The 884-nt window shown below is 30.3% G+C and carries 2 protein-coding genes; one reads left to right on the top strand and one right to left on the bottom strand.

Annotated features, from left to right (window positions below):
• Window positions 1-19 precede the first annotated feature (19 nt).
• Window positions 20-259 carry a phage tail assembly protein gene (locus B6S12_RS10715; RefSeq protein WP_111230733.1) on the top strand — a complete coding sequence of 80 codons (240 nt, stop codon included), beginning with the start codon at window positions 20-22 and terminating at the stop codon, window positions 257-259.
• Between the two features lie 111 nt (window positions 260-370).
• On the opposite strand, the gene B6S12_RS10710 is transcribed toward B6S12_RS10715, so the two are convergent.
• The gene (locus tag B6S12_RS10710; protein ID WP_181451053.1) at window positions 371-652 is read right to left on the bottom strand and encodes a hypothetical protein; all 282 of its coding nucleotides are present in this window, start codon (window positions 650-652) and stop codon (window positions 371-373) included.
• Window positions 653-884 lie beyond the last annotated feature (232 nt).

Genomic DNA, 884 nt, shown 5'->3' with positions numbered 1-884 from the left:
ATTTTAAAAAGGATACAAAATGAAAGAAAAAATAATTGTTTTAGAAAATGGCGAAAATTTAGTGATGAAAGAACCCAATGTGCGTGTTTTAAAAAATGCAACGCTAAAGAGTGATAAAGAAATGGAACAAGCTATTTATATGATAGCAACTCTCACAAATAAGCAAGAGAGTGAAATTGAAGATATGGGCTTAAAAGATTTCTTAGAACTCCAAAAGGCACTAAAGGGTTTTTTAGAGGAAGCTGGGCTTACAACTTAGAAGCCCACGCTTTAATTAGCCACACATTGCATTGGAGCTATGAAGAAGTGCTAAATCTAAGTTTGCAAGATTACAAAGAAGCTATTAGGATTTCACAAGAGATATTAAAGTCTAAGGGTTTTTAGTATTATTGCTTAAAATCTCATCTAGGTTTTTTGGTTTTTCTTGATTGGGTTTAAAAAGTTTTTTAAAAAGCTTAAGCATAAGCCTTGAAATAAAAAACAAAATTTCGCAACTTATCATAAATAAACCTTGAATAAGCTGTAATAAACCAATTAAATAACCTATGAGAATAAGGATTGAAGTTGCTAAAAATACTGCGAGAATATTGGCAAAAAAAGAGATTTCATTGTTATAGCCCATATAAAAAATGCCAATATAACAGGCAACCATAAAGCCATATGAATAGAGATAATCTCTTTTTGTTAAGGGAAATTTTTCGCTCATGTGAAAATTTTAAAATACATTTACTTAAAAAAGGTTAAATATGGAAAATGCAGGAAGTCTTGGGATTGGAATTGTTTTAGGATTAGTAACTAAAGGAATGGGAGCTATTAAAAATGTAACCAAAGATTTTAGTAATCTTGAAGCAATGTGTGCTAAGACAAAGCTAGGCGTTAAGGGT

Source organism: Helicobacter valdiviensis, assembly GCF_003245365.1.
In the GTDB taxonomy this organism is placed as follows: domain Bacteria; phylum Campylobacterota; class Campylobacteria; order Campylobacterales; family Helicobacteraceae; genus Helicobacter_D; species Helicobacter_D valdiviensis.
Note: the sequence above shows the minus strand (reverse complement) of the source record. Positions and strands in the feature narration are given on the sequence as shown.

Coding starts and splice junctions, on each gene's coding strand:
- B6S12_RS10715 (WP_111230733.1), top strand. CDS start 20: ATGAAAGAAAAAATAATTGTTTTAGAAAATGGCGAAAATTTAGTGATG.
- B6S12_RS10710 (WP_181451053.1), bottom strand. CDS start 652: ATGGTTGCCTGTTATATTGGCATTTTTTATATGGGCTATAACAATGAA.